Source organism: Exiguobacterium sp. s163 (assembly GCF_018617135.1).
Taxonomy (GTDB): Bacteria; Bacillota; Bacilli; order Exiguobacteriales; family Exiguobacteriaceae; genus Exiguobacterium; species Exiguobacterium profundum.
The window spans coordinates 1-5653 of sequence record NZ_JACSJN010000014.1; the positions used below are offsets into that span (position 1 = coordinate 1).

Sequence of the window (5653 nt, forward strand, 5' to 3'; positions counted from 1 at the left end):
TCAACGGGCGGCCGAGGAAGTGCCTCGGCTGGCGAACAGCACACGAGGCATTCACCGAGGAAGTGTTGCGCTTAATTTGACAAACCGTCGCACAAAAAAGAAGGATCACGCTGTCGTTGGCGCAATCCTTCTATTGATTATCTCACTTTTGCTTCGCGCGCAATCGTGAGTTGCTTTTCGATTTTCTCAAGAATGAGTTCAACTGAATCAGGGTCGTTGATGAGGTCGTACTCTTCAATCGAGAGACGCAATACCGGACACAGGTTGAAGTTGTTGATCCATTCTGTGTAGCGGGCGTACATTTCTTCCCAATAAGCGATTGGTGTTTGCTGCTCCATCTCGCGACCGCGCATCTGAATGCGTTCGAGTACTTGTTCGAACGAACCTTCGAGATAGATTAATAGATCCGGGTGCGGGAAGAACGGTGTCAACACCATTGCCTCGAACAAACTAGAATACGTTTCGTAGTCTGTTGGTGACATCGTCCCTTTTTCATAGTGCATCTTGGCGAAGATGCCTGTATCTTCATAGATTGAACGATCTTGGATGAAGCCGCCACCGTATTGGAAGATTTTCTTCTGTTCTTTAAAACGTTCTGCCAAGAAGTAAATTTGAAGATGGAAGCTCCAACGTTCGAAATCATGATAGAATTTATCGAGGTAAGGGTTGGTATCTACTTTTTCGAGAGACGTTCGGAAATTCAATGCATCGGCTAACGAATTGGTGATCGTTGATTTCCCGATCCCAACCATTCCACCGATTGTAATGATCGTATCGTTCGGGATGTTATATTTATCAATCAGCTTCATTTTATTTGGGCTCCTTTAGTTAATTCTAATTCACGCTCAATCGTTTTTAGGACATGAGTCAAGTCGTCCGGATTGTGTACAAAGTCGAGTTCATCCCCACTGAACGAGAGAATCTTCACTTCTGGATGGGCCGCGCGATATGATTCAACAAACGTCTCATAGTCGTGAGCAAGTTGTTCGAGGTAATCACGAGACATATTCTCTTCCACTTCACGTCCACGCAAGGCGACTCGTTTCATTAATGTCTCAATGCTGGCATGTAAGTAAATGACGACATCAGGTTTCGGCATATCATGTGTCAAAATCTTATAAATCTGCTCGTACTTGTTCAAGTGTGCCGGTTTCAGCGAACGGTGAGCAAAAATCAAGTTTTTGAAAATATGATAGTCCGAAACGACGGATTGTTGCTGACTCAAGTGGTGTTTGTGAATATCATCCAACTGCTTGAATCGATTGCACAAGAAGAACATTTCCGTTTGGAAACTCCATTCTTCGATATCTTCATAAAACTTGCCGAGAAATGGGTTCTCTTCTACAATTTCATTCAGCATCTGCATCGAGAAATGCTGACTGATGATATGGGCCAGTGATGTTTTCCCGACACCAATCGGTCCTTCTACCGTTATAAACATATGATGTCATCCTCCATTATCCAAAGTGCAAGTTCCATTCTAGCACACAATACGAGCGATATGGCGAGGGATTTGATTTTCATTTTTTTTCATAGTTTTAAATAAGAAATGAGGTGAATCGATGGAACGTGATGAACGATTTATGCAATTGGCCATCGAAGAAGCAAAGAAAGCAGAAGCCATCGGCGAGGTGCCGATTGGTTGTGTGATCGTGAAGGGAGACCAGGTGATCGCAACCGGGCACAATCGTCGTGAGACGGATCGATTGGCGGCAGCACATGCCGAGATGATTGCGATTGAAACGGCCAATGAGACACTAGAGAATTGGCGATTAGAAGACTGCGAACTATACGTTACCCTTGAACCGTGCCCGATGTGTGCGGGCGCAATCGTGTTGTCTCGCGTGAAACGTGTCATTTTCGGTGCCCACGACCCGAAAGGTGGATGTTGTGGGACGTTGATGAACTTGGTGCAGGATGAGCGGTTCAATCACCAAGCCGAAGTGACAGAAAATGTTTTAGCAGAAGAATGTGGACAGCTCCTAACAGATTTCTTCCGAGCGCTTCGAGAAAGGAAGAAACAAGAACGACTCAATCAGAGAGGTTGCAACCCAATCGATTAAACAGTATAATGTAATAGCACTCGAGATAGTGCCTAATTTCATTTACCCATTTGCCGTGCTAGGTGGGGAGGTAGCGGTGCCCTGTCACTCGCAATCCGCTGTAGCGAGACTGAATCCCGATTCGAGGGAGTGCGCTGGTGTGGTCTGCCTTATGTAAGTGGCGTTGACGTCTGAGTCCTGCGCAACGGTCACCCATGAACCAGGTCAGGTCCGGAAGGAAGCAGCCTTAAGTGGTGACGTACCGTGTGCCGCAGGGGTGCTTGGGCTGAGCAAACTGCATGAGTAACGCATGTTGACGTGCTTTCAGAAATCGGTGCGCGGCAGATTTATTTTATAACTTCAATCTATGGCCCCCGGGCTGTAGATTTTTTTGTATGATGAGATAGAGAAGAACAGTAGGGAAGGAGGCGAACTCATGGCGTATCAAGCGTTATATCGTGTATATCGACCTCAATCGTTTCAAGAGGTCGTCGGTCAAGTCCATATCACACGTACGATTCAAAACGCTCTGTTAGAGGAGCGGATGTCACATGCGTACCTGTTTTCTGGCCCGCGTGGAACGGGGAAGACGAGTTTGGCGAAAATCATTGCCAAGGCAATCAACTGTGAAAGCGCGCCGACACGTGAACCATGTAACACCTGTCCGACGTGTATCGCCATCACGGAAGGGACGAGTCCCGACGTGTTTGAAATTGATGCCGCATCGAACAACGGGGTTGACGAAATTCGGGAGATTCGAGACAAAGTCAAATATCCGCCGTCCCAAGGGCGTTACAAAGTATACATCATTGATGAAGTGCATATGTTATCGACCGGTGCATTCAACGCGTTGTTAAAGACGCTTGAGGAACCACCGGCACATGCGATATTCATCTTGGCCACGACAGAACCACATAAAATTCCGGCCACGATCATTTCCCGCTGTCAGCGATTTGATGTCAAACGGCATGAAGTGAGTCAATTGCAAACGCGGATGGCCTATATTTTAAACGACCAAGACCATGACTATGACCCGGAAGCGTTGAAACTCATCGCACGTGCTGCCGATGGCGGGATGCGAGATGCCCTTAGCTTACTTGATCAGGCGCTCGCATTCAGTGATGGGCGGTTGACGGAAGAAGCGGTGTTAGAAGTCACGGGTGCCGTGACGGATGAAACGTTGCTCGACATGGCGTATGGTCTCCAGCGAAAAGAGTTAAATGCCATTTTGAGTACGCTTGAATTGATGTTACGTGAAGGGAAGGACTTGAAACGTTTCATCGAAGATTTAGTGTTCGTTCATCGGGATGCGTTACTCTTGAAAGCATCTCCACAAGCAGCTGACTTATTGGAACGTGCTCGTCCGACTGACGAGTTTCGTCAGTTCGTCGAAGCGACTTCGACGGATGAATTGTTCCAAGTGATTGAAGAGCTCAATGATTGCCAACAGCAGATGAGGTTATCTAACCATCCGAAAGTGTTGGTGGAGTTAACATTCATCCGGATCGCGGAACAAGGTCGGACGATCAGTGAGCAAATGACACAACTACAAGATCAAGTGCGTGAACTGAGCCGTGAATTAAATGAAGTGAAGAAGAATGGTGTTGTCGTGACAGGTGGAGAAGCAGAAAAGCCGAAGTCTGCTCCGAAACGGACACAAATCCGGGTGCCGAAAGAACGGATTCGCCAACTCTTACAGCGGGCCGAACGGCAGCATTTGAATGCGATTCGCGACAGCTGGGGAGATATCATGACGAATATTCGGATACAAGACGGTCCGATTTTCGCTCTCTTCTATGAAAGTGAAGCTGTCCTTTGTGCAAGTGACACCTTACTGGTACAATTTAAAGATGGAATGACATGGCACTATGAGCAAGTGAGTTCGAATGGTCGTACGCGCGATGTGATTGAACAGGCGTTATTCGAAGTGACGGGGATTCGTCGCGAAATCATGGCGGTGCTTGAGACGGATTGGAATGAACTAAAAAATGAGTTCATCCTTCAAAAACAGGCAGAACGAACGGAACAAGTCGAAGAGCCGGAAACCGAGGATCCGCTAGTCGCACAGGCGATGGAACGTTTTGGTGATGTCGTTGAAATCGAGGAAACATAAGGGAGGCGCTCTGAATGCGTGGAATGGGAAACATGAACAACATGATGAAACAGATGCAAAAGATGCAAAAAGATATGGCGAAAGCTCAAGAGGAATTAAAAGAATTATCGGTTGAAGGAACTGCGGGAGGCGGCATGGTGAAAGTTGTCGTCAGCGGTCATAAAGAAGTCTTAGATGTCATTATTGCGGAAGACGTTGTCGATCCGGACGATGTGGATATGTTACAAGATCTCGTCTTAGCAGCAATCAATGATGCAATGAAACAAGCGGATCAGCTTGTGAATGATAAGATGGGACGTTTCACACAAGGGATGAACCTCCCAGGCTTTTAAGTGAAGAAAGGATCGATGCGAGTTGCAATACCCTGAAGCCATTGGACGATTGATTGAGAGTTTTACGAAGTTACCTGGGATTGGACCGAAAACTGCGGTACGTTTAGCATTCCATGTATTAGATATGGAAGAAGATGATGTGTTGACGTTCGCGAAATCTCTTGTGAGTGCGAAACGTGACATAAAGTATTGTACCGTATGTGGTCACATCACGGATATTGACCCGTGTGCAATCTGCAAAGACTCACATCGGGATGAAACGGTAGTTTGTGTGGTTCAAGACTCAAGAGACGTGATTGCTATGGAGAAGATGCGGGAGTACAGAGGGAAGTATCATGTTCTTCATGGAGCCATTAGTCCAATGGAAGGGATTGGTCCAGAGGATATTAATGTTTCAAGTTTGCTGACACGTTTACAAGAGAACGAGTCGATTCAAGAAGTGATTTTAGCGACCAACCCGAACATTGAAGGGGAAGCGACTTCGATGTATTTATCGAGACTACTCAAACCGACAGGCATTCGCGTGACGCGTCTCGCCCATGGTCTACCAGTCGGTGGAGACTTGGAGTATGCGGATGAAGTGACACTATCTCGGGCGATGGAAGGTAGAAGAGAGCTATGAAATGGTTTCGTAAGTCGTTAAGAGATGATTATGATCAACGACTACTGACTGAGCTGCTAGAAGCTAAGGCTAAGTTTGAATCGAAACGTCGGATGCTTGAAGTCAGCATAGAGGACACGGGAGAGCTAGCTGCTCAAGTGAAGCAAGCGGAAGCTCTCTACTTCTTCTATTTGAAAGAAGCAAAGAAGCGAAATGTTTCGTTATCGTCTCTTCGTTCTTAAGGCGACGCCAATGGCGCGCCTTCTTTATTTTTAGTCCTATATAATGAAAGAAAAAATCGTTTCGGTTGAACGAATGAAGTTTTTATATATTTCTTTAATCTTTTTAACAAAAAGGGTTGCGTGGTTATTATTTTACTGATATATTAATAGACGTCGCCGAGATAAGCGACAGAGTAAACGAAAAATATTTTTAAAAAGTGGTTGACCTTTTCTTCTCCACTTGGTAAGATATTTAAGTCGCCAAGAGCGGCAGACGAACTTTGAAAACTGAACGATGAGGCAAAAATAAGTTTTACCATTTTTGAATGAAGCGCAAGCTTCGT

8 protein-coding genes and 1 other RNA gene are annotated in these 5653 nt (G+C 45.9%); 6 read left to right on the plus strand and 3 right to left on the minus strand.

Annotated features, from left to right (window positions below; all coding sequences use genetic code 11):
- Positions 1–137: 137 nt before the first annotated feature.
- Both KNO71_RS17400 and KNO71_RS17405 read right to left on the minus strand, forming a co-directional pair.
- Positions 138–809 (minus strand): deoxynucleoside kinase, encoded by a 672-nt coding sequence (locus tag KNO71_RS17400; protein ID WP_012727758.1) that lies wholly within the window; start codon positions 807–809, stop codon positions 138–140.
- A complete protein-coding gene (locus KNO71_RS17405; protein ID WP_012727757.1) occupies positions 806–1441 on the minus strand; it encodes a deoxynucleoside kinase in 636 nt (211 codons plus the stop codon). Before KNO71_RS17405 ends, KNO71_RS17400 begins: the two co-directional genes overlap by 4 nt.
- Positions 1442–1562: 121 nt before the next feature.
- Here KNO71_RS17405 and tadA point away from each other — a divergent pair, with 121 nt between their 5' ends.
- The 6 genes from tadA (at position 1563) to KNO71_RS17435 (ending at position 5330) form a co-directional block, all read left to right on the plus strand.
- Entirely contained in the window at positions 1563–2063 is a 501-nt protein-coding gene (gene tadA, locus KNO71_RS17410) for a tRNA adenosine(34) deaminase TadA (RefSeq protein WP_078145941.1), read from the plus strand.
- Positions 2064–2116: 53 nt separating this feature from the next.
- Positions 2117–2384: signal recognition particle sRNA large type (gene ffs, locus KNO71_RS17415), an RNA gene on the plus strand.
- Between the two features lie 94 nt (positions 2385–2478).
- Positions 2479–4155 (plus strand): DNA polymerase III subunit gamma/tau, encoded by a 1677-nt coding sequence (dnaX, locus tag KNO71_RS17420; protein ID WP_214689702.1) that lies wholly within the window; start codon positions 2479–2481, stop codon positions 4153–4155.
- Positions 4156–4169: 14 nt separating this feature from the next.
- A complete protein-coding gene (locus tag KNO71_RS17425; RefSeq protein WP_012727754.1) occupies positions 4170–4487 on the plus strand; it encodes a YbaB/EbfC family nucleoid-associated protein in 318 nt (105 codons plus the stop codon).
- Between the two features lie 22 nt (positions 4488–4509).
- Entirely contained in the window at positions 4510–5109 is a 600-nt protein-coding gene (gene recR / locus KNO71_RS17430) for a recombination mediator RecR (protein ID WP_012727753.1), read from the plus strand.
- Positions 5106–5330, plus strand: coding sequence for a YaaL family protein (locus KNO71_RS17435; protein WP_012727752.1), 225 nt, complete (start codon positions 5106–5108; stop codon positions 5328–5330). The genes recR and KNO71_RS17435 overlap by 4 nt, the downstream gene beginning before the upstream one ends.
- Before the next feature lie 143 nt (positions 5331–5473).
- On the opposite strand, the gene KNO71_RS17440 is transcribed toward KNO71_RS17435, so the two are convergent.
- Positions 5474–5653 (minus strand): hypothetical protein (locus KNO71_RS17440; RefSeq protein ID WP_214686310.1); only part of this gene is annotated, 180 nt, incomplete at its 5' end.